The sequence below is a fragment of the Actibacterium sp. EMB200-NS6 genome (assembly GCF_001305615.1).
Lineage (GTDB): Bacteria > Pseudomonadota > Alphaproteobacteria > Rhodobacterales > Rhodobacteraceae > Actibacterium_A > Actibacterium_A naphthalenivorans.
Genome location: NZ_CP010869.1, coordinates 504,101 through 524,954, shown reverse-complemented (window position 1 = coordinate 524,954; position 20,854 = coordinate 504,101). Strand labels below are relative to the sequence as shown.

20 protein-coding genes are annotated in these 20,854 nt (G+C 65.0%); 14 read left to right on the top strand and 6 right to left on the bottom strand.

Translation table 11 applies throughout. The features are described from left to right. Nucleotides 1–2 precede the first annotated feature (2 nt). Complete coding sequence (locus tag TQ29_RS02635; protein ID WP_054537901.1) at nt 3–881, bottom strand: RNA polymerase factor sigma-32; 879 nt, start codon at nt 879–881, stop codon at nt 3–5. Between the two features lie 355 nt (nt 882–1,236). Here TQ29_RS02635 and TQ29_RS02630 point away from each other — a divergent pair, with 355 nt between their 5' ends. Both TQ29_RS02630 and TQ29_RS02625 read left to right on the top strand, forming a co-directional pair. Further along, the gene (locus TQ29_RS02630) at nt 1,237–2,109 is read left to right on the top strand and encodes a glutathione S-transferase (RefSeq protein ID WP_054537900.1); all 873 of its coding nucleotides are present in this window, start codon (nt 1,237–1,239) and stop codon (nt 2,107–2,109) included. 45 nt (nt 2,110–2,154) lie between these two features. Further along, nucleotides 2,155–3,669, top strand: a complete 1,515-nt coding sequence (locus tag TQ29_RS02625) for a YifB family Mg chelatase-like AAA ATPase (protein ID WP_054537899.1) — start codon at nt 2,155–2,157, stop codon at nt 3,667–3,669. Here TQ29_RS02625 and TQ29_RS02620 read toward each other — a convergent pair. The 4 genes from TQ29_RS02620 to rsmI form a co-directional block, all read right to left on the bottom strand. Then, nucleotides 3,635–4,537, bottom strand: a complete 903-nt coding sequence (locus TQ29_RS02620; RefSeq protein ID WP_054537898.1) for an alpha/beta hydrolase fold domain-containing protein — start codon at nt 4,535–4,537, stop codon at nt 3,635–3,637. The two genes, TQ29_RS02625 and TQ29_RS02620, sit on opposite strands and share 35 nt — an antisense overlap. Then, nucleotides 4,537–5,481, bottom strand: a complete 945-nt coding sequence (gene gshB / locus TQ29_RS02615) for a glutathione synthase (protein WP_054537897.1) — start codon at nt 5,479–5,481, stop codon at nt 4,537–4,539. Before gshB ends, TQ29_RS02620 begins: the two co-directional genes overlap by 1 nt. Nucleotides 5,482–5,548: 67 nt before the next feature. Continuing rightward, complete coding sequence (locus TQ29_RS02610) at nt 5,549–5,902, bottom strand: YraN family protein (RefSeq protein ID WP_054537896.1); 354 nt, start codon at nt 5,900–5,902, stop codon at nt 5,549–5,551. After that, a complete protein-coding gene (rsmI, locus tag TQ29_RS02605) occupies nt 5,899–6,759 on the bottom strand; it encodes a 16S rRNA (cytidine(1402)-2'-O)-methyltransferase (RefSeq protein ID WP_054540295.1) in 861 nt (286 codons plus the stop codon). The genes TQ29_RS02610 and rsmI overlap by 4 nt, the downstream gene beginning before the upstream one ends. A 95-nt stretch (nt 6,760–6,854) precedes the next feature. Between rsmI and TQ29_RS02600 the strand changes: the two genes are divergently transcribed. Genes TQ29_RS02600 through murJ form a run of 3 tightly spaced genes read left to right on the top strand, consistent with a single transcriptional unit; the run spans nt 6,855 to nt 12,350 of the window. Next, entirely contained in the window at nt 6,855–8,030 is a 1,176-nt protein-coding gene (locus TQ29_RS02600; RefSeq protein WP_054537895.1) for a penicillin-binding protein activator, read from the top strand. After that, nucleotides 7,990–10,809 carry a [protein-PII] uridylyltransferase gene (locus tag TQ29_RS02595; protein ID WP_082386497.1) on the top strand — a complete coding sequence of 940 codons (2,820 nt, stop codon included), beginning with the start codon at nt 7,990–7,992 and terminating at the stop codon, nt 10,807–10,809. The genes TQ29_RS02600 and TQ29_RS02595 overlap by 41 nt, the downstream gene beginning before the upstream one ends. After that, entirely contained in the window at nt 10,809–12,350 is a 1,542-nt protein-coding gene (murJ, locus tag TQ29_RS02590) for a murein biosynthesis integral membrane protein MurJ (protein WP_054537894.1), read from the top strand. Before TQ29_RS02595 ends, murJ begins: the two co-directional genes overlap by 1 nt. A gap of 10 nt (nt 12,351–12,360) precedes the next feature. On the opposite strand, the gene TQ29_RS02585 is transcribed toward murJ, so the two are convergent. Next, a complete protein-coding gene (locus TQ29_RS02585) occupies nt 12,361–13,047 on the bottom strand; it encodes a rhomboid family intramembrane serine protease (protein WP_054537893.1) in 687 nt (228 codons plus the stop codon). A gap of 76 nt (nt 13,048–13,123) precedes the next feature. Here TQ29_RS02585 and trpS point away from each other — a divergent pair, with 76 nt between their 5' ends. The 9 genes from trpS (at nt 13,124) to TQ29_RS02540 (ending at nt 20,854) form a co-directional block, all read left to right on the top strand. Further along, nucleotides 13,124–14,155, top strand: a complete 1,032-nt coding sequence (trpS, locus tag TQ29_RS02580; RefSeq protein WP_054537892.1) for a tryptophan--tRNA ligase — start codon at nt 13,124–13,126, stop codon at nt 14,153–14,155. Nucleotides 14,156–14,290: 135 nt separating this feature from the next. Next, nucleotides 14,291–14,779 carry a VOC family protein gene (locus TQ29_RS02575; RefSeq protein WP_054537891.1) on the top strand — a complete coding sequence of 163 codons (489 nt, stop codon included), beginning with the start codon at nt 14,291–14,293 and terminating at the stop codon, nt 14,777–14,779. Between the two features lie 280 nt (nt 14,780–15,059). Then, entirely contained in the window at nt 15,060–15,923 is an 864-nt protein-coding gene (locus TQ29_RS02570; RefSeq protein WP_054537890.1) for a branched-chain amino acid aminotransferase, read from the top strand. 63 nt (nt 15,924–15,986) lie between these two features. Next, entirely contained in the window at nt 15,987–16,442 is a 456-nt protein-coding gene (locus TQ29_RS02565; RefSeq protein ID WP_037209903.1) for a universal stress protein, read from the top strand. Between the two features lie 77 nt (nt 16,443–16,519). Beyond that, nucleotides 16,520–17,080, top strand: a complete 561-nt coding sequence (locus TQ29_RS02560) for a NifU family protein (RefSeq protein ID WP_037209905.1) — start codon at nt 16,520–16,522, stop codon at nt 17,078–17,080. Continuing rightward, nucleotides 17,070–17,720, top strand: a complete 651-nt coding sequence (gene tsaB, locus TQ29_RS02555; protein WP_054537889.1) for a tRNA (adenosine(37)-N6)-threonylcarbamoyltransferase complex dimerization subunit type 1 TsaB — start codon at nt 17,070–17,072, stop codon at nt 17,718–17,720. The genes TQ29_RS02560 and tsaB overlap by 11 nt, the downstream gene beginning before the upstream one ends. Next, nucleotides 17,717–18,136, top strand: coding sequence for a GNAT family N-acetyltransferase (locus TQ29_RS02550; RefSeq protein ID WP_054537888.1), 420 nt, complete (start codon nt 17,717–17,719; stop codon nt 18,134–18,136). Before tsaB ends, TQ29_RS02550 begins: the two co-directional genes overlap by 4 nt. 157 nt (nt 18,137–18,293) lie before the next feature. Then, nucleotides 18,294–19,283 (top strand): BMP family protein, encoded by a 990-nt coding sequence (locus TQ29_RS02545; protein WP_054537887.1) that lies wholly within the window; start codon nt 18,294–18,296, stop codon nt 19,281–19,283. Nucleotides 19,284–19,288: 5 nt separating this feature from the next. After that, on the top strand, nt 19,289–20,854 hold the full coding sequence (locus TQ29_RS02540) for an ABC transporter ATP-binding protein (RefSeq protein ID WP_054537886.1): 1,566 nt from the start codon (nt 19,289–19,291) through the stop codon (nt 20,852–20,854).

The window sequence follows — 20,854 nt, the reverse complement described above, 5'->3', positions numbered from 1 at the left end:
TGTCACGCGAAGAAGTCATGCACCTCGGGGCTCTGCGCTTCAAGGCTCTTGCGCATCTTTCCGAAGGCGGCCGCCTCCAACTGCCGCACCCGCTCTTTCGACAGGCCCAGTTCCTGGCCCAGGCTTTCCAGCGTGCGCGGGTCATCGCGCAGCTTGCGCTCGCGCACGATGAACTGTTCGCGCTCGTTCAGCCCGGCCATGGCGGCGCGCAGCCAGCCACGCAGCGTCGCCAGATCATGCGCGCGCGCCACACGCTCCTCGGCCTGCGCGCTGTCATCTTCCAGCGATTCGATCCATTCACGCCCGTCGTCTTCGGCGGATTGGGTGGCGTTGAGCGAAAAATCGGTGCCGGCGAGCCGCCCCTCCATCATCTCGACGTCAGACATCGAAACACCCACTTCCGATGCGATCCTCTCGCGCAGTTGATGCCGGTCCAGCGTCTCGCCCCGGGCGCTTGCCTCGCGCTCCAGCCGGGCCTGAACCCGGCGCAGGTTGAAGAACAGCGATTTCTGCGAAGAGGTCGTGCCGGTGCGCACCATCGACCAGTTGCGCATCACATGGTCCTGGATCGACGCCTTGATCCACCACACCGCATAGGTCGAAAACCGAACGCCCCGATCCGGATCGAACTTGTCGGCGGCCTTCATCAGGCCAAGGCTGGCCTCCTGGATCAGATCGTTCATTGGCGCGCCATAGCGGCGAAACTTGGTCGCCATCGAAATCGCGAGGCGCATATACGCCGTTATCAGGCGGTGCAGCGCCTCTTCGTCGCGCTGATCGCGCCAGGCATAGGCAAGCTTCAGCTCCGTCTCTGCATCCAGCAACTCTGCCTTCATCGCCTGCCGGGAAAGGGTTCTGTCGGAAAATCCATCAAGTGCCATTTTCGCCTCCTGGGTTGGATTGGCGTGCTGCCCCAAGGGTGCAGCCTTGCAATATTATACGAAAGCGAAACGTGGCTGGATCACGAATAGTTTCCCCGACCCGCGGGAATTCGGATGAAACGCCCACACAAAAGGCGATTCCTGCACGCTTTCAGGATAGCAGAGCCCAATCTAAATAACTGATTTTAAACAAAATTTCTCTCCTCCGCAGCAAATGCGAAAATATGCGCCGCGCGCCCGGCCCAGGTGCTTGCACAGGGCCTGTGCCTGTGCTCACAGACCATCAACACCGATGATGGCAAATCGCACAAAACAGCGTTTCTGAAATATCAAAAGGCGCGCTAGCCTGCCCGGCATGACATATGATCTTTACCTTGGCGACAAAACCTATTCCAGCTGGTCGCTGCGCGGCTGGCTGATGTTCGAGAAATTTGGCCTGCCCGTGCGCACAACCGCGGTCGGGCTCTACTCCGGCACCATGGCGGCCGATCTGGCCCCGCTTGCGCCGGCGCGTCTGGTGCCGGTCCTGCGCACGCCCGAAGGCGACCCGCTGCAGGATACGCTGGCCATCGCCGAAACCCTGGCCGAGCGACACCCCGACGCCGGGCTGTGGCCCGCAGACCCGTCGGCCCGCATCCTCGCCCGCTGGCTGGCCGCGGAAATGCACTCGGGCTTTACCGCCCTGCGTGGCGCCTGCCCGATGAACCTGTCGCGCGCTTATCAGGGGTTCGCGCCATCCGATGCGGTGCGCGCCGATCTTGCCCGTATCGCGCTGCTCTGGGCCACCGCGCGTTCCCGGTTCGGCGGCGGCGGGCCGTGGCTGTTCGGCGAGTATTCCCTGGCCGATGTGTTCTACGCCCCCGTTGCCGCCCGCATCGCCAGCTATGACCTGCCCGTCGAGGATGAGGCCGCCGCCTATGTCGCCGCCCATCTGGCAGACCCGGCCTTCCGGCGCTGGCGCGCTGAAGGGCTGACGCAGCGCTACGATACCGAACCCTATGCCATGGATCTGCCATTCAGGCCCTGGCCGGGCCCCGCCCCGCTGCCTGCCCGCGCGGTGCAAAGCGGGCCTGCCGAAAATGCCGCCTGCCCCTATTCCGGCCTGCCGGCGGGGCATTTCATGCAGCTCGACGGCCGCATCTTCGGCTTTTGCAACACCACCTGCCGGGACAAGACAGTGAACGATCCCGAAGCCTTCCCCGCCTTCATGGCCATTTACCATTCGTAAACCTTCCCGCCTTACCCGTTAACCAAGGTAAAGGCGGAGGCGGGAATGGTTGCGCGGGCCTATACGGTGGCCTTTGAAGGGGTGGATGCCCGGATGGTCGAGGTGCAATGCGCCATCACCGCCGGCCTGCCCGCCTTCTCGATCGTCGGCCTGCCCGACAAGGCGGTCAGCGAAGCGCGCGACCGGGTGCGCGCGGCGCTGACCGCGATGGCGCTGGCGCTGCCGTCAAAACGCATCACCGTCAACCTGTCGCCCGCCGACCTGCCCAAGGAAGGCTCGCATTTCGACCTGCCGATCGCACTGGCGCTGCTGGCCGCGCTCGATGTCGTGCCGCGCGACGAGGTGGAGCGGACCGTGGCGCTGGGGGAAATGTCGCTGGACGGATCGCTGGTGCCAGTGCTCGGGGCCCTGCCTGCGGCCATGGCGGCGGCCGAGGCGGACAGGGCGCTGCTTTGCCCCCGCGCCTGCGGCCCCGAAGCGGCCTGGGTGGGCGCGACACAGGTGCTGGCGGCGGGATCGCTGGGCGAGGTCGTGCGCCACTACACCGGGCAATCTCCGCTCTCCCCCGCCGAGCCGGGCGAGGTGACCGCACCAGCCCAGACCCGCGACCTGCGCGACGTCAAAGGGCAGGAACGCGCCAAACGCGCGCTGGAGATTGCCGCCGCCGGGCGCCATCACATGCTGATGGTCGGCGCGCCGGGGTCGGGCAAATCCATGCTGGCCGCGCGCATGCCGGGCATCCTGCCGCCGCTGGAACCGGTCGAGGCGCTGGAAACCTCGATGATCCATTCCCTGTCGGGCCTGCTGGACGAGGGCGGGATCTCGCGCACGAGGCCGTTCCGCGAACCGCATCACACAGCCTCGATGGCCGCCATCGTCGGGGGCGGGCGCGGCGCCAAACCTGGCGAGATCTCTTTGGCCCATAACGGGGTGCTGTTCATGGATGAATTCCCCGAATTCCCCCGCGCCGTGCTGGAAACCCTGCGCCAGCCGATCGAAACGGGCGAGGTTGTCGTGGCCCGCGCCAACGCGCACATGCGATACCCCTGCCGGTTTCTTCTGGTGGCCGCCGCGAACCCCTGCAAATGCGGCTATCTTGCCGACCCGTCCCGCGCCTGCGCCCGCGTGCCGCAATGTGGCGAGGATTACCTCGGCCGCATTTCGGGCCCGCTGATGGACAGGTTCGATCTTCGGGTCGAGGTGCCCCCCGTGGCCTATACCGACCTCAACCTGCCTGAATCGGGCGACAGCTCCGCCGACGTGGCCAAGCGCGTCGCGGCCGCCCGCGCAGTTCAGTCCGCGCGCTTCGCCGGGCACGAGGACGCGCGCAGCAACGCCGATGCCGAAGGTCGCCTGCTGGACGAGATCGCGACGCCCGATGCCGAAGGGCGCGCCCTGTTGTCGCGCGTGGCCGAACGGTTCGGCCTGTCGGCGCGCGGCTTTCACCGAGTGATGCGGGTCGCGCGCACCATCGCCGATCTCGACGGATCGGCGCAGGTGTGCAAACCGCATGTGGCAGAGGCGGTCAGCTTTCGGCTGGTGTCGCTGAAAGAGACGTAAGAAACCCCGCGATATTCGCCAGCGCCGCGTCAGCCTCGGGCAGCCAGCCCTGAAAGATCGGCCAGACATGCGGCGGGTCGTCCCACATGTCGACTGTCACCGCCGCACCGAAGCCGCGCAAACGCGCGGCCATGCGCAGCGAGTCGTCGCGCAGAATCTCGGTGCGGGCGGCCTGCAGGAAGACGGGCGGACAACCGGGAAATGCCGCGAACAGGGGCGAGGCGCCCGGATCGCGCGGATCGGCCCCGGCAAGATAATAGCGCCGCACCTCCGCCAGCCGGCTGGCGGGCAACAAGGGGTCCGAAACCGCGTTCTCCCGCATCGACCGGCCCGATGCCGTCAGATCCACCCAGGGCGACAAGGCGAAGGCGGCCGCGGGCCGCACCCCCCGCGCCAGAAGCCGGGCCAGCAGCGCCAGCATCAGCCCGCCGCCGGAACTGTCGCCGCCCAGGATGATCCGCCCGGGCGGATAGCCGCGCACGACCAGCCCCTCCCAAACCGCCTCGGCGTCGTCCAGGCTCGCGGGAAACGGATGCTCGGGTGCCAGCCGCATGGCGGGCAGGCAAGCCCGCTGTCCCGTCATCGCCGAAAGGCGCGCCAGCATCGCGCGATGGGTGAACGGGCTACCCATCAGATGGGCACCACCGTGCAGATAAAGGAGGATACCAGGCCGTCGGACGCGGCAGGATGCCCAGGTGATCGGAACATCACCAACGCGGTCTTGCAGATAGAGCGCGTAGGGCGGGTTGCGGAACATGTGCCCCTGCCGCTCGAACCGGGCGCGCGCAACCGCCGGCTCTATGCGCGCCAGCGCAGGCTTTTCGACGCGTCGCAACCAAAGAGTCAACAGGCGCAATTGCCAGGACATCAGCCCGCGCGCTTTGCCTCGATCACCTGCCAGATCCGCTCGGCGACATTGGTGCCGTCGAACCGCTCCAGCTCCTGAATGCCGGTGGGCGAGGTCACGTTGATTTCGGTCAGATAATCACCGATCACATCGATCCCCACGAAAATCTGACCATGATCCCGCAGCGTCGGACCGATGGCCGCGCAGATCTCCAGATCCCGCGCGGTCAGGCCAACCTTTTCGGGCCGCCCGCCCACATGCATGTTCGACCGCGTCTCGCCCGCCTGGGGCACCCGGTTGATGGCGCCGACCGGCTCTCCATTCACCAGAATCACCCGCTTGTCACCGTTCGAGACGTCGGGCAGGAATTTCTGGGCGATCAGCGGCTCGCGGCTAAGGCCGGTAAACAGCTCGTGCAACGATGACAGGTTGCGGTCATTCGGATCCAGCCGGAACACCCCGGCGCCGCCGTTTCCGTAAAGCGGCTTCAGGATGATGTCACCATGAAGCGCCTTGAACTCGCGGATCGTGACAAGATCCCGCGCGATCAGCGTCGGCGGAATCAGATCGGGAAACTGCAGCACCAGAAGCTTTTCGGGAAAGTTCCGCACCCAGAACGGATCATTCACCACAAGCGTGGCGGGATGAAGACGTTCCAAAAGATGGGTGGTCGTGATGTAGCCCATGTCGAAGGGCGGATCCTGCCGCAGCCAGACCACGTCCCACTCCGACAAATCCACATCCATCTCGTCGCCCAGCGCGAAATGGTCGCCCTTGACCCGCCGCACGGTCAGCGGCCAGCCGCGCGCCATGACCCGCCCATCATTCCAGTAGAGCTTGTCGGGCGTATAGTAGAACAGCTGGTGCCCACGCGCCTGCGCCTCTTCGGCAAGGCGGAAGGTGCTGTCAGCGGTGATGTCGATCGGGCCGATCGGATCCATCTGAATTGCAACTTTGAGCGACATGCGCGTTCTCCCGGAAGTTAGAGACTACATGGCCTGCCGCGCGCCATGTTGCAATCGCACTTTCACATCAGGCCGCGAACGCGTTTTCCAGAATTTCGATCCTGCCCGTCCCGTCCACCAGCGCCACGTCAAAACGCATGTCCGTCAATTGTCCGCGCGGCTCGCCCGCCACGAATTCCGAGGCCGCCATGAGTATCCGCTCCATCTGCCGGCGCGAAATCCGCTCTGCCGCCCGCGCGAAAGACCGGCTTTTCTTGACCTCGATGAACACCAGACTGTCACCTTCACGCGCAATCAGATCAATCTCACCACCACGCCCCCGCCAGCGCCGCTGCGCAATGGCAAACCCGCGGCGCGCATAATTTTCCGCCACGCTGTCTTCGGCAACACGCCCCGCATGGTAGGAAACCGTTCCGCTCATTCTTCTTTCTCCAATTCCAGCGCAGCCTGATAAACCCGCCGCTTCGGCAACCCCAAAGCCTCGGCAACATCTGCTGCGGCATCCTTCACCGACTTTTGCCGAAGCGCCGCGCGCAACGCCGCGGTCATCGACGCGGCATCGGCCGTACGCACCGGCGCCCGATCGACAAGAACAACGATCTCGCCCTTCACGCTGCGCCCTTCATATGCCTCGACCAGCTCTGCCAAACTACCGCGCGACACTTCCTCGAATCGTTTCGTAAGCTCCCGGCACACTGCTGCCTGTCTCTCTGCTCCGAAGCATTGCACAAGGTCGCCTAACAATCCCTGAACGCGTTTCGGAGATTCGTAGAGCACCAGCGTCGCCGGGATTTCCGCCAGTTCCGCCAGCCATTTTTTCCGCGCGCCCTTTGCCGTCGGCGGAAATCCGGCGAACAGGAATCTGTCGGTGGGCAGGCCCGAAACGGTCAGCGCCGCCAGCACGGCCGACGGACCTGGCGCCGAGATCACCGGCAGGCCGGCGCCGATGACCTCGCGGGCAAGCTGATAGCCCGGATCGGCGACAAGCGGGGTTCCGGCCTCGCTGGCATAGGCCACCGATTTGCCTTCGGCGATCATGCGGATCAGCCGCGGGCGCATCTCTGCGCCATTGTGGTCGTGATAGGGGATCATCGGGCGGTCGCCTGCCGAAATTCCGTGAATGCGCATCAGATGCCGGGCCGTGCGCGTGTCTTCCGCCGCGATCACATCGGCCGAGGCCAGTATATCCAGCGCCCGCAGCGTGATATCCCGCGCCGCCCCGATCGGGGTAGCGACGAAGTAGAGCCCGGGCTGAAGCGGAACGATCTGGAGTTGCACGGGCACGAGGCTTTCTCTGACGTTTACTTGATCTGCCGAAGCCCGTAGGGTCCGGGAAAGTGAAGGGTCCGGATCCGGGATTCAGGAGAGGTGTCATGGTTGTCCTTTTCGCGCAATTGCGCAAGCCGTTCGCACGGCTGATCGTTTTTCTTGCATTTACCCTGGCCCTTACCGCCTGTGACCCGGGCGCGGTCGGCAACGGCCCGTCGCTGAACACCAGGCGCGCGGTGCCCGTGGCGCTGCTGGTTCCGGGCGGGTCGGGCCAGATGGGCGATGCCCTGCTTGCCAAGAGCCTCGAAAACGCTGCGCGGCTGGCGATGGCCGATCTTGACGGGGTGCAGATTGATCTGCGCGTCTACGACACCGCCGGCGATGCGGCACTGGCCGCCGAGGTCGCGGCGACGGCCGTGAACGACGGCGCGAAGATCATCCTTGGCCCGGTTTTCGCGCAATCGGCCAATGCCGTCGGCGTCGCCGTTGCCGGCCGGGGCATCAATGTCCTGAGCTTTTCCAACAATACCGAGATCGCCGGTGGCAACGTCTTTGTTCTTGGCCCGACGTTCCAGAACACGGCCAACCGGCTGGTTCGCTATTCCGTGCGGGCCGGAAAGCCGGATATGATGATCGTGCGTGATCAGCAAATCGCCGGAGAGTTGGGCGCGGCGGCAATCCGCTCTGCCGCCGCCGCCAACGGCGCGAACGTCGTCAACGAAAGCTCTTATGAATTCTCGCAAAACGGTGTCGTGCAGGCGGTGCCGCTCATCGCGAATGCGGCCAAAACCTCCGGCGCGCAAGCCATCTTCTTCACCGCCAACACCGATGCCGCGCTTCCGCTTCTGGTGCAGCTTCTGCCGGAAAACGGTGTCGATAGCGCGAGCTTCCAGTTCATCGGCCTGACCCGCTGGGATATACCGCCGTCGTTCCAGGCGCTTCCCGGCGCACAGGGTGGCTGGTTCGCGCTGCCCGACCCCGCGCTGAGCGCCCAGTTCCGCTCACGCTATCAGGCCGCCTATGGTGAGGCGCCGCATCACATCGCCGGGCTGGCCTATGACGGCATAGCGGCGATTGGCGCGCTTGTACGCAAGGGCGGCGCCGATGCGCTCTCTGTCCGGTCGCTGACGCAGGGCTCTGGCTTTATCGGCGTGAACGGTGTATTCCGCCTGTTGCCCGATGGCACCAACGAGCGCGGCCTTGCCGTGGCTGAAATCCGCAACAATCAGGTGGTTGTGATTGACCCTGCCCCAAGAAGCTTCGGCGGCCCTGGTCTCTGACCGGACGCACCCCGGAAACGGCACGACACCCGCGCCCGATCAGCTGATCCGCCCTGCCGTCGAGATTTTCGACCGCGCCGCGATTGCCGCCGCCCTGGAGAGTGACATCGAGGCCCTGACCGACGCGCGCGACATCCGCGCCGCCACGGTGCAGATCCTGCTTGCCGCCCGCAAGGCCGGCAATGACGCGATCGCCGAAGCTTTTGAGCAGAGCCCGCTGTCGGCACGGCGTGCGGTGCATTCCTATGCCTATCTGACGGACAGCATCGTCTGCGCTGTGATGGAAGTGACCACGAAACGGTTGCACGTCCTTCCCAACCCCACCGAAGGCGAACGCCTGGCGATTTTCGCGGTCGGCGGCTACGGCCGGGCCGAGATGGCGCCCTATTCCGATGTCGATCTGCTGTTCCTGACCCCCTACAAGATCACCGGCTGGGCCGAGAGCGTGATCGAATCCATGCTCTATATCCTGTGGGACCTTCGCCTGAAGGTCGGCCATGCAAGCCGCACCGTAAAGGATTGCGTGCGTCTCGCGCGGGAGGATTACACCATCCGCACCGCCCTGCTGGAGAACCGGTTTCTGGGCGGCTATGCCCCGCTGAGCCAGGAGTTGAACGACCGGCTCTGGAACGATCTGTTCAGCGCGACCGCGTCGGATTTCGTCGAGGCCAAGCTGGCCGAACGCGCCGAGCGGCACAAGAAGCAGGGCGGCCAGCGCTATATGCTGGAACCCAATGTGAAAGAGGGCAAGGGCGGGCTGCGCGACCTGCAGTCGCTGTTCTGGATCACCAAATACGTACATCATGAAGACGACACCGCCGCGCTGGTCGGGCTGGGCGTGTTCACCCCGGAAGAGTTCGAGGAATTCCGCAGCGCCGAAAACTTCCTGTGGGCCGTCCGCTGCCATCTGCACCTGATCGCGGGCCGCGGGATGGATCAGCTGACCTTTGACATGCAGGTCGAGGTGGCGGCGCGGATGGGTTATACAGACCATGGCGGCCGCCGCGCCGTCGAGCATTTCATGCAGGATTATTTCCGCCACGCCACCCATGTCGGCGAGCTGACCCGCATCTTCCTGACCGCGCTGGAGGCCAGCCACGTCAAGACCGCGCCCAGCCTGATCGGCCTGTTCCAGCGCAAGAAACGCGCCAAGGCGGGGTACCGGATCGTCCAGAACCGGCTGAGCATCGCCGATGAGGAGAGCTTTTTCGATAACCGGCTGAACATCCTGCGGATATTCGAGGAAGCGCTGCGCACCGGCACACTGATCCATCCCAACGCGATGCGCCTGATCGCGGCGAATCTTCAGCTGATCGACGACGACACGCGCAACAACAAGGAAGCGCAGCGCATCTTCCTTGACCTGCTGCTCAAGCACGGCAACCCCGAGCGCGCCCTGCGCCGGATGAACGAGCTGGGCGTTCTGGCCGCCTTCATTCCCGAATTCGAGCCGATCCTGGCGATGATGCAGTTCAACGTCTATCACCACTACACGGTGGACGAGCACATCATCCAATGCGTCTCCGTTCTGGCGCAGATCGAGCGTGAGGAGCTGCAGGAAACCCTGCCCGTCGCCAGCCGCATCCTGAAGGCCGGCATCAACCGCAAGGTTCTGTATGTGGCGCTGCTGCTGCATGACATCGGCAAGGGCCGCAAAGAGGATCATTCGATCCTGGGCGCGCGCATCGCCCGCAAGGTCGCGCCCCGGCTGGGGCTGAAGCCCGACGAATGCGAAACCGTGGAATGGCTGGTGCGCTATCACCTGCTGATGTCCGACATGGCGCAGAAGCGCGACATTTCGGATCCGCGCACGGTGCGCGACTTCGCCAAGCTGGTGAAGACGAAAAAGCGGCTTGATCTGCTGACCGTGCTGACGGTCTGCGACATCCGCGGCGTCGGCCCGGGCACCTGGAACAACTGGAAGGCGCAGTTGCTGCGCAGCCTCTACTGGCAGACGGCGGATGCGCTGGAAAACGGGCTGGAAGACCTGAACCGCGAAGCCCGCGAGGCCGAGGCGAAAAAGGCCCTGCGCGCCGCGCTCGCGGACTGGGACAAGAAAGACCTGCGCACCGAAACCAACCGCCACTACGGCACCTACTGGCAGGGGCTGCAGACCGAAACCCAGATCGTCTTCGCCCGGCTGCTGCGCCAAGTGTCCGAGAACGAGATCCGCATCGACCTGATGCCCGACAAGGACCGCGACGCGACCCGCGCCTGCTTTGTTCTGGCCGATCACCCCGGCATTTTCTCGCGGCTTGCCGGGGCGCTGGCCATGGTCGGCGCCAATGTGGTGGACGCGCGCACCTACACGTCGAAGGATGGCTATGCCACGGCTGTGTTCTGGATACAGGATACCGACGGCGCGCCCTATGAATCCAGCCGCCTGCCCCGGCTGCGCGACATGATCGGCAAGACGCTGGGCGGCGAGGTCGTTCCGCGTGAAAAACTGGCCGATCGTGACAAGCTGGGCAGGCGCGAGCGCGGTTTTCAATTCCCCACCTCGATCACCTTCGACAATGAAGGCTCCGATATCTACACGATCATCGAGGTTGATACCCGCGACCGCCCCGGCCTGCTGTTCGATCTGACCCGGGTTCTCGCCAATGCCAATATCTACATCGCCTCGGCGATGATCGCGACCTACGGCGCGCAGGTGGTCGACACCTTCTATGTGAAGGATATGTTCGGGCTGAAACTGCATTCGACATCCAAGCAGGAAAGCCTTGAAAAGAAACTGCGCGGCGTGATCGAAAAAGGTGCGGAAAGGGCGCGCAACTGATGATTCCCATCAGCTTGGTGTCGGGGTTTCTGACGGTCGGCATGTGGACCCTGCTCAGCCGTGTGCTGGGTTTTGCGCGCGACATCCTGATTGCCGCCTATCTGGGCGCGGGCCCGGTGGCCGAGGCGTTTCTGATCGCCTTTTCCCTGCCCAACATGTTCCGCCGCTTCTTTGCCGAAGGCGCGTTCAACATGGCCTTCGTGCCGATGTTCTCGAAAAAGCTGGAAGGCGGCGAGGATGCCGAAACCTTCGCCCGCGACGCCTTTACCGGGCTGGCCACGGTGCTGATCGGCTTTACCGTCGTGGCGCAGGTCTTCATGCCGTGGCTGGTGCTGGCCATGGCCTCGGGGTTTCTGGAGGATGAGCGCTTCGGACTGGCCGTGCATTTCGGGCGGATCGCCTTTCCCTATATCCTGTTCATCTCGCTGGCGGCGCTGCTGTCGGGCGTTCTGAACGCCACCGGGCGTTTCGTGGCCGCCGCCGCCGCGCCCGTGCTGCTGAACCTTCTGTTCATCAGCACGCTTGTCATCGCCCGGTTCGCCGGATGGCCCATCGGCGACACCCTGGCCTGGACAGTGCCGGTGGCGGGCGCGGCGCAGATGGCGCTGGTCTGGGTCGCCGCGTCGCGCGCGGGCTACCGGCTGACCCTGCGCCGCCCGCGTCTCACACCAGAGCTGAAACGGCTGGCGATCATCGCCGGGCCCGCCGCGCTGGCCGGGGGCGTGGTGCAGGTGAACCTGCTGGTGGGCCGTCAGGTGGCCAGTTTCTACGACGGCGCGATTGCGTGGCTGAACTATGCCGACCGGCTGTATCAACTGCCGCTGGGTGTGGTCGGCATCGCCATCGGCGTGGTGCTTCTGCCCGACCTGTCGCGCCGCCTGCGCGCCGGGGATACGGCGGGCGGGCGCGATGCGTTCAACCGCGCGGGCGAGCTGTCGCTGGCGATGACCATCCCTGCCGCCGTGGCGCTGATGGCCATCCCCGGCCCGCTGATCGGCGTGCTGTTTCAGCGCGGCGCCTTCGGGCCCGCCGATACCGCCGCCACGGCGGCGGCTGTGGCGGTCTACGGGCTCGGCCTGCCCGCCTTCGTGATCCAGAAGGTGCTGCAACCGCTGTTCTTCGCGCGGGAAAACACGAAAACGCCGTTCTACTACGCGCTTGTGTCCCTGTTGGTGAATGTGGTGGTCGCGGTCGGGCTGACGCCCGTCATCGGCTATCTGGCCGCAGCCCTTGGCACCACGCTTGCGGGCTGGGCCATGGTCGTGCTGCTGTGGCGTGGATCACGGCATATGGGCGATGCCGCGCTGGTCGATGCCCGTTTTCGCAAACGGCTGGTGCGGATCATCGCGGCCGCGCTGCTGATGGGGGCGCTGCTCTACGGCGCGGCGCTGGTGCTGGCGCCGTGGCTGCATGCCGGGCGGCTGCGCTATCTGGCGCTGGCCGTGCTGGTGGCGCTTGGCATGGTCAGCTATTTCGGGCTCGGCCACCTTCTGGGTGCGTTTCGACTGGGCGAATTCAGGCGGGCCATGCGGCGCGGCTGAGCCCCGCCCGCTATCGGTGCCGTATCCGCTGCCGCACCCGGCCCCACCCGCCGGGGCTGACCAGAAACGACAGCACGAAACCGGCGCCGAAACCGGCGATATCGGCCACCCAGTCGCGGCTGCCGCCGAACAGAACGCTGAACAGCAGCTGGATGCCCAGAAGAAACCCGATCAGCGAAAAGGCGCGGTACCTGTCGCCGCCCGTCGCCGCCAGCCTAACCCACATCAGAAAGGTGAACGCCCCGATCAGCCCGTAGACCGCCGGATAGCCCCCGACCAGCGGCGCCGGATCGTTCAGCAACAGCCCATAAGCCAGCGCGCCGATGATGCCCGACACGAAGAACACCACAAGCACCGCCCAGGCGCGAAACACCTCGCCCACCATCTTGCCCAGCGCCAGCAGGAACACGATGACGAACAGCGCATGGGTGAAGCTGAGGTGGATGAACGGATAGCTGACAAAGCGCAGCATATGCTGGGGCGGAAACTGGCCCGTGGCCAGCATCCAGTCGAACACCACGCCCGAAAAGGCGTAATCCTGTATCGCCCCCAGACGCCAGCCCACCGCCTGCGGCCCGCCGATGATACCGCGCGTTCCGGCGCTGAGCGCCAGTTCGATCAGGGCGATGGGCAGCACCAGCATCCACACCACCGGCGGCAGCGGGTTGATCGGCGGGGCGTTCGGGTCATGGGCCATAAGGCGCCTCCGGTTGACGGGCGTTCGCCGCATGGGTAAGCGAGCGGAGCATGAAATTCCAGACGGAGAACGCATTATGACCGAGGTGGCCCACACACCGCGCGTCTTTTCGGGCATCAAGCCTTCGGGCGGCCTGACCCTTGGCAACTATCTTGGCGCCATCAAACGCTTCGTGGCGACGCAAGGTCAGGGCATGGAAACCATCTATTGCGTGGTGGATCTGCACGCGATCACCGTCTGGCAAGACCCCGCCGATCTGACCAACGCCACGCGTGAGGTGGCCGCCGGCTACCTCGCCTCCGGCCTCGACCCGGCGCAATCGATCCTGTTCAACCAGAGCCAGGTGTCCGCCCACGCCGAACTGGGCTGGATTCTGAACTGCGTGGCCCGGCTTGGCTGGATGAACCGGATGACGCAGTTCAAGGAAAAGGCCGGCAAGAACGCCGAGAAACAGTCGCTCGGCCTTTACGCCTATCCCTCGCTGATGGCGGCCGACATTCTGCTGTATCACGCCACCCACGTGCCGGTGGGCGAGGATCAGAAACAGCATGTGGAGCTGACCCGCGACATCGCCGCGAAGTTCAACCATGACTACAAGGTGCCGGAGTTCTTTCCGCTGCCCGAGCCGGTGATCGAAGGCCCCGCCACCCGGGTCATGAACCTGCGCGACGGCACCAAGAAGATGTCGAAATCCGGCGAAAGCGACATGGAGCGCATCAACATGACCGATGATGCCGACACCATCGCCAAAAAGTTCAAGAAGGCGCGCACCGACCCCGAGCCGCTGCCGGAAACCTATGACGAGCTGTCCGAACGCCCCGAGGCGCGCAACCTTGTCGATATCTTCGCGGCACTGAGCGACACCAAGCCCGAAGAGGTTCTGGCCGATTACGCCGGCGCGGGCTGGGGGCAGTTCAAACCGGCCCTTGCCGAACTGGCGGTATCGAAGCTCGCGCCGATTTCCGTGGAAATGGCACGCATGATGAACGATCCGGCCGAGATCGACAATATTCTGGGCAAGGGCGCGGACAGGGCGATGGAGATCGCGACCCCGATCCTGCACCGGACCTACGACATCGTCGGCATGATCCGCTCTCGGGGGCGGTAAGCCGAAGCTTGGGCAGCGGCGCGGCTGATCGTGCCGCCGCTCTATATTTTCGCACAAAACCCCTGCGAATTCGCCGTATTCCCTCATCTTTCGCACATACGTATCTTTCCGAAGCAAAGGAAAGGACGTACTGACATGGCCCCCCCCATCCACCCCGCCGCCCGCATCGGGCATGTGCATCTGAAGGTCGCCGACCTCGAGCGCGCCATCGGTTTCTACTCCGGCGTGCTTGGGTTCGAGCTGCAGCAACGCTATGGCACCGCCGCCGCCTTTCTGTCGGCGGGCGGCTATCACCACCATATCGGCCTGAACACCTGGGAAAGCCGCGGCGCGACCCCGCCGCCACCGGGCCACACCGGGCTTTACCACACCGCCTTCCTGTACCCCGACCGGGCAGAGCTGGGCGACGCGATCGCGCGCGTGCTGAAGGCCGGCATCGCGCTTGACGGCGCCGCCGATCATGGCGTCAGCGAGGCGGTCTATCTGCGCGATCCGGACGGCAACGGGGTAGAGCTTTACCGCGACCGCCCCGAGGCCGAATGGCCCCGCGATGCGCAGGGCAACCTCGAAATGCGCAACAGCCCGCTCGACATACCGGCCCTGCTGGCGGAGCGGCGCGCATAGCGTCATCAAACCGATTCAGAATCTTCAACAAAAAGAATCGCCCGCCCCCTACCTTTTCGATGCCCGGTCGTACGTCCAGCGGCCTGCCCGGGGGTCTGTCTCTCGTCATCCCCAAGAGCGATTGGATTGTCCCGATCCGCGCCCCCGGTTCTTTCGGTGCTTTTCCGGGTTCCCCGCCCATGGCGCCGCGCCCCCAGCCTCGTGCTGGGGGCGTTTTGCCTCAGGGTCTGGCGCGCCGCGGGATGCTCGGATACCGTCGCCGCAACTTCAGGGGAACAATATGGCGACCGGCAACAACATCCGCACCTATTTCAACGGCACATGGCATGACGGCGACCTGCCGGTGATGAACGCCGCCGACCACGGCAGCTGGCTTGGCACCACCGTTTTCGACGGCGCGCGCTATTTCGAAGGCATCGCGCCCGATCTGCTGGCCCATTGCGCAAGAGTGAACCGCTCGGCGACAGCGCTGATGATCACCCCGACGGTGGAGGCCCAGCAGATGCACGACGTCATCTGGGAAGGGTTGCAGGCCTATCCCGAAAACGCCCCGGTCTATATCCGGCCCATGTACTGGGCGCTGGATGGCGACGAGCTTGGCATCGTTCCCAAACCCGACGCCACCGGCTTTGCGATCAGCCTGGAGGAAATCCCGATGGCCGCGCCCAGCTCCGCCACCACGCTGACGACCACGCGGTTCCGCCGCCCGGTGCTGGAAGACGCGGTGGTGAACGCCAAGGCCGGCTGCCTTTATCCCAACAACGCAAGGATGCTGGCCGAAGCCCGCGCCAAGGGCTTTGGCAACGCGCTTGTGGCCGATGCCCTGGGCAATGTCGCCGAAACCGCCAGCGCCAATGTCTTCATGGTGCGCGATGGCGAGGTGTTCACCCCGATCGCCAACGGCACGTTCCTGGCGGGCATCACCCGTGCACGCCATATCGACAACCTGAAAGCCGAAGGCGTGAAGGTGCACGAAACAGTGCTGAGCTTCGACGATTTCCGCCAGGCCGACGAGGTGTTCCTGTCGGGCAACATGATGAAGGTCACGCCGGTGACGGAATTCGACGGCACCCCCTATCAGATCGGTCCGATGACCCGCAGGGTGCGCGATCTCTACTGGGACTGGGCCCATTCCACCCGCTGACGCCACGCTTGCAACGCGGGCGCCGGCCCCCCATTCTCTGCCAAGGCTCAGGAGGGGCCGACGATGCGCAAGTTTCTGGTTCTGCTCGATGACAGCCGCGAATGCCTGAACGCCATGCGCTTTGCCGCCATGCGCGCGGAAAACACCGGCGGCGCGGTTCTGATCCTGTCGGTGATCGCGCCCGAAGAGTTCAACCACTGGATCGGCGTCGGCGACCTGATGCGCGAAGAGGCCCGCGAGAGGATCGAGGCGCATTTCGAGGTGTTCGCCAAATGGATGCGCGACAAGCACAAGATCATGCCGGAACTGGTGATCCGCGAAGGCGAGGCGGCCGAAGAAATTCTGGCCCAGGTGCGTGAAGACCCGCGCATCGGCGTTATCGTTCTGGGTGCGGGCAGCGGCAAGAAGGGCCCCGGCCCCGTCATCACCCAGCTCACGCGCAGCGCCGGCTCGCTGCCCGTACCGCTTACGATCGTGCCCGGCGAGCTTTCCAAAGAGCGGCTGGAAGCGGTCACCTGAATACCTTAGAATTCTTCTAAACCTTGACTCGTGGCCCCCGAGGCCGCATATCCGGTGGGATATACGGAGACACGCCCATGTTCATCCAAACCGAGTCGACCCCGAACCCCGCGACGCTGAAATTCCTGCCCGGCCAGACCGTGCTGGAAGCCGGCACAGCGGATTTTCCGACAGCCGATACCGCCGGAAAATCGCCCCTCGCCGGGCGCATCTTCGCTGTGGAGGGTGTGAGCGGCGTGTTTTTCGGCACGGATTTCGTGACCGTCACCAAACAGGATGCCGTCGCCTGGGAGCATATCAAGCCCGCGATCCTGGGCGCGATCATGGAGCATTTCCAGTCCGGCCAGCCGGTTCTGGAGGGTGAGGCAGAGGCCGCGGGCCATGCCGCGCATGACGGCCCGGATTCCGAAATCGTCAACCAGATCAAACAGCTGCTCGACACCCGCGTGCGCCCTGCCGTGGCGCAGGATGGGGGCGACATCACCTTCCACGGTTTTGAGCGCGGCGTCGTCTACCTGCATATGCAGGGCGCCTGCGCCGGTTGCCCCTCGTCCACGCTGACGCTGAAGATGGGCATCGAGAACCTGCTGCGCCATTACATCCCCGAGGTGGTGGAGGTACGGCCCGTTGCCGCCTGAGCCACTGGTTCTGGGATTTGACACATCGGCCGCGCATTGCGCGGCCGCTTTGCTTTGCGGCGAAACGGTCCTGTCCCAGCGGACCGAAGAGATGGCCAAGGGGCAGGCAGAGCGGCTGATGCCGCTTCTGGAACAGGTGCTGGCCGAAGGCGGGGCCGCATGGGGCGATCTGGCCGCGATCGGCGTCGGCACCGGGCCCGGCAACTTTACCGGCATCCGCATCGCGGTATCGGCCGCGCGCGGGCTGGCGCTGGCGCTGAGTGCCCCCGCCATCGGCGTATCCGCCTTCGAGGCACTGGCCGAAGGCCTGCCCCGGCCGGTTCTGGCAACCGTCGATGCCCGGCGCGGCCTGTCCTACGCGCAGGTCGTCGGACAAGACACAGCGCCGCAACAACTCTCGCCCGATACCTTGCCCGCCGAGCTGATCGACAGCGGCCTCGATTGCACCGGCCACAACGCCCCCGCCTTTGCCGCCGTGACCGGCGGTCGCGCCCTGACGCCCGCCCTGCCCGTCGCCGTGGCCATCGCCCGGATCGCCGCGCGGCGCGGCGCCGCCCCCGCCCCGCGCCCCACGCCGTTCTACATCCGTGGTGCCGATGCCGCCCCCGCGTCGGACCCGCCGCCAGTGATCCTGCCGTGACGCCAGAGGATCTGGCCGCGCTGCACGCGGCCTGTTTCACCACCCCGCGCCCCTGGAGCACCGCAGAATTCGCCGCCCTGCGCGACAGTCCCGGCGTTTTCCTGTGCGGCGACGAGACCGGCTTTGCCCTTGGCCGGGTCATCGCGGGCGAGGCCGAACTGCTGACGCTCGCGATGCATCCCACGGCCCGGCGGCGCGGCCTTGGCCGCCGCTGGCTAAACGCGTTCGAGGCCACAGCCCGCAGCCGCGCCGCGGCCGACGCGTTTCTCGAAGTCGCCGCCGACAACGCCGCCGCCCTGCGCCTCTACCAGCGCGCCGGATACACCGTCGCCGGGCGCCGCAACGCCTATTACACGCCCCCGGCCGGCCCGCGCATCGACGCGCTGGTGATGCGCAAAATGCTTGCGAAAACCTGACCCAGCGTCACGCGATTCATTGATCTATCGGACAAAAATCGGTTGACGCTTTTCCGGCGCTGCGGCCTTAATTGCGCATGACACGGAAAAACGGGGGCTGGGTCACGGCAAACGCCGCGAACGTCAATGACCCAGATCAACAATCGGGAGTTTGCTTATGACCACACTGCAGAAGTTCCTCGGCGCCACCGCCGCCCTTGCGCTCAGCACCGGCGCGGCGCTGGCCGATCCGGCGCTGATCTTCGATCTTGGCGGCAAGTTCGACAAATCCTTCAACGAGGCCGCCTTTGCCGGTGCCGAAAAGTGGAAGGCCGAAACCGGCGGCAACTTCAACGAGATCGAGCTGCAGTCCGAAGCGCAGCGCGAACAGGCCCTGCGCCGCTTTGCCGAGGCCGGCAACAACCCCATCGTCATGACAGGCTTCGCCTTCGGTTCGGTTCTGGCCGAGGTCGCGCCGGATTACCCCGACACCAAATTCGCGATCATCGACATGGTGGTCGATGCGCCCAACGTGCGCTCCGTCGTGTTCAACGAACATGAGGGCTCGTATCTGGTCGGCATGATGGCGGCGATGGCCTCGAAAACCGGCACCGTCGGCTTTATCGGCGGCATGGATATCCCGCTGATCCGCAAATTCGCCTGCGGCTATGTGCAGGGCGTGAAAGCGGCCAATCCCGATGCGACCGTGATCCAGAACATGACCGGCACCACCCCTGCGGCCTGGAACGATCCGGTCAAGGGCGGCGAGCTGACCAAGGCGCAGATCAGCCAGGGCGCGGATGTGGTCTATGCCGCAGCGGGCGGCACCGGCGTGGGTGTGCTTCAGGCCGCCGCCGATGAGGGCATCCTGTCGATCGGCGTGGACAGCAACCAGAACCACCTGCACCCCGGAAAGGTTCTGACCTCGATGATGAAACGCGTGGACAACGCCGTTTACGACACCTTCATGGCCGGAACCGATATGGAGCCCGGTATCAACGTGATGGGCATCGCCAATGGCGGCATCTCTTTCGCGGTGGATGAACATAACGCGCCGCTGCTTACGGATGCGATGCTGGCCAGCACCTACAAGGCCGCGCTGGATATCGCCACCGGCGAAGTCACGGTCCACGATTACATGTCCGACAACACCTGCCCGGCAGAATAAGCCCGATGGCGGGAACACAAACAGCGGGGCGGTCTGACGGGGCCGCCCCGGCCATTGAACTCAAGGGCATTTCCAAGGCCTTCGGCCCGGTTCAGGCCAACAAGGATATCTCGATCCGCGTCATGCCCGGCACGATCCACGGCATCATCGGCGAGAACGGGGCCGGAAAATCGACGCTGATGTCCATTCTCTACGGCTTTTACAGGGCCGACGCGGGCGAGATTTTCATCAACGGCACCCCCACCCCCATCCCCGACAGCCAGGCCGCCATCAGCGCCGGAATCGGAATGGTGTTCCAGCATTTCAAACTGGTGCAGAATTTCACGGTTCTGGAAAACGTGATCCTCGGGGCCGAGGATGGCGCGCTTTTGAAACCCTCGCTGTCCAAGGCGCGCGGCACGCTGAAACGCCTGGCCGAGGAATATGAGCTGCATGTCGACCCCGACACCCTGATCGAGGATCTGTCGGTGGGCCATCAGCAGCGGGTCGAAATCCTCAAGGCGCTCTACCGCGCCGCCGATATCCTCATTCTCGACGAGCCAACCGGGGTTCTGACCCCGGCAGAGGCCGACCACCTGTTCCGCATCCTCGAAAACCTGCGGCGCGAGGGCAAGACGATCCTCCTGATCACCCACAAGCTGCGCGAGATCATGCATATCACCGACACCGTCAGCGTGATGCGGCGCGGAGAGATGACAGCCACCGTCAAGACCGCCGAAACCAGCCCCGAAAACCTGGCCGAGCTGATGGTCGGGCGCAAGGTTCTGCTGCGGGTCGATAAAAAGCCCGCCGCCCCCGGCCCGAACATCCTGGAGGTGGAAAACCTGCGCGTCGTGGATGACGACGGCGTCGAGCGGCTGAAAGGCGTTTCTCTGAACGTGCGCGCCGGCGAGATTCTCGGCATCGCCGGCGTGTCGGGCAACGGCCAGTCGCAATTGCTCGAGGTTCTGGGCGGCATCACCCGCGCCACCGGCAGCATCCGTGTCAACGGCCAGGAGATCGACCTGAGCGGCCGGCATTCCGACGGCCAGTCGCGCCGGGCGCGCGGCATCGCCCATGTGCCCGAAGACCGGCAGCATGAAGGCCTGATCATGGATTTCATGGCCTGGGAGAACATGATCTTCGGCTATCACAATGATCCGGCCTGGCAGAAGAACGCGCTGTTGATGGACAACCCCGCGATCCGCGCTGATACCGAGGCCAAGATGGCCCGGTTCGACGTGCGCCCGCCGAACCCGGCCCTGGCGGCAAAGAATTTCTCGGGCGGGAACCAGCAGAAAATCGTGCTGGCGCGCGAGATCGAGCGCAATCCCGACCTGCTTCTGGTCGGCCAGCCCACCCGCGGTGTGGATATCGGCGCGATCGAGTTCATCCACCAGCGCATCATAGAACTGCGCGATGCCGGCAAGGCCATCCTTCTGGTCAGCGTCGAGCTGGAAGAGATCCTTTCGATGTCCGACCGGATCGCGGTGATGTTCGACGGGCGCATCATGGGCGAACGACTGCCCGGCGAAACCGATGAAAAAGAGCTGGGCCTGCTGATGGCCGGCATGAACGGAAAGGCCGCCTAG

Bases quoted from the DNA above. Each gene is read 5' to 3' on its own strand.
- TQ29_RS02635 (WP_054537901.1), bottom strand. From the start codon at position 881: ATGGCACTTGATGGATTTTCCGACAGAACCCTTTCCCGGCAGGCGATG.
- TQ29_RS02630 (WP_054537900.1), top strand. From the start codon at position 1,237: ATGACATATGATCTTTACCTTGGCGACAAAACCTATTCCAGCTGGTCG.
- TQ29_RS02625 (WP_054537899.1), top strand. From the start codon at position 2,155: ATGGTTGCGCGGGCCTATACGGTGGCCTTTGAAGGGGTGGATGCCCGG.
- TQ29_RS02620 (WP_054537898.1), bottom strand. From the start codon at position 4,537: ATGTCCTGGCAATTGCGCCTGTTGACTCTTTGGTTGCGACGCGTCGAA.
- gshB (WP_054537897.1), bottom strand. From the start codon at position 5,481: ATGTCGCTCAAAGTTGCAATTCAGATGGATCCGATCGGCCCGATCGAC.
- TQ29_RS02610 (WP_054537896.1), bottom strand. From the start codon at position 5,902: ATGAGCGGAACGGTTTCCTACCATGCGGGGCGTGTTGCCGAAGACAGC.
- TQ29_RS02600 (WP_054537895.1), top strand. From the start codon at position 6,855: ATGGTTGTCCTTTTCGCGCAATTGCGCAAGCCGTTCGCACGGCTGATC.
- murJ (WP_054537894.1), top strand. From the start codon at position 10,809: ATGATTCCCATCAGCTTGGTGTCGGGGTTTCTGACGGTCGGCATGTGG.
- TQ29_RS02585 (WP_054537893.1), bottom strand. From the start codon at position 13,047: ATGGCCCATGACCCGAACGCCCCGCCGATCAACCCGCTGCCGCCGGTG.
- trpS (WP_054537892.1), top strand. From the start codon at position 13,124: ATGACCGAGGTGGCCCACACACCGCGCGTCTTTTCGGGCATCAAGCCT.
- TQ29_RS02575 (WP_054537891.1), top strand. From the start codon at position 14,291: ATGGCCCCCCCCATCCACCCCGCCGCCCGCATCGGGCATGTGCATCTG.
- TQ29_RS02570 (WP_054537890.1), top strand. From the start codon at position 15,060: ATGGCGACCGGCAACAACATCCGCACCTATTTCAACGGCACATGGCAT.
- TQ29_RS02565 (WP_037209903.1), top strand. From the start codon at position 15,987: ATGCGCAAGTTTCTGGTTCTGCTCGATGACAGCCGCGAATGCCTGAAC.
- TQ29_RS02560 (WP_037209905.1), top strand. From the start codon at position 16,520: ATGTTCATCCAAACCGAGTCGACCCCGAACCCCGCGACGCTGAAATTC.
- TQ29_RS02545 (WP_054537887.1), top strand. From the start codon at position 18,294: ATGACCACACTGCAGAAGTTCCTCGGCGCCACCGCCGCCCTTGCGCTC.
- TQ29_RS02540 (WP_054537886.1), top strand. From the start codon at position 19,289: ATGGCGGGAACACAAACAGCGGGGCGGTCTGACGGGGCCGCCCCGGCC.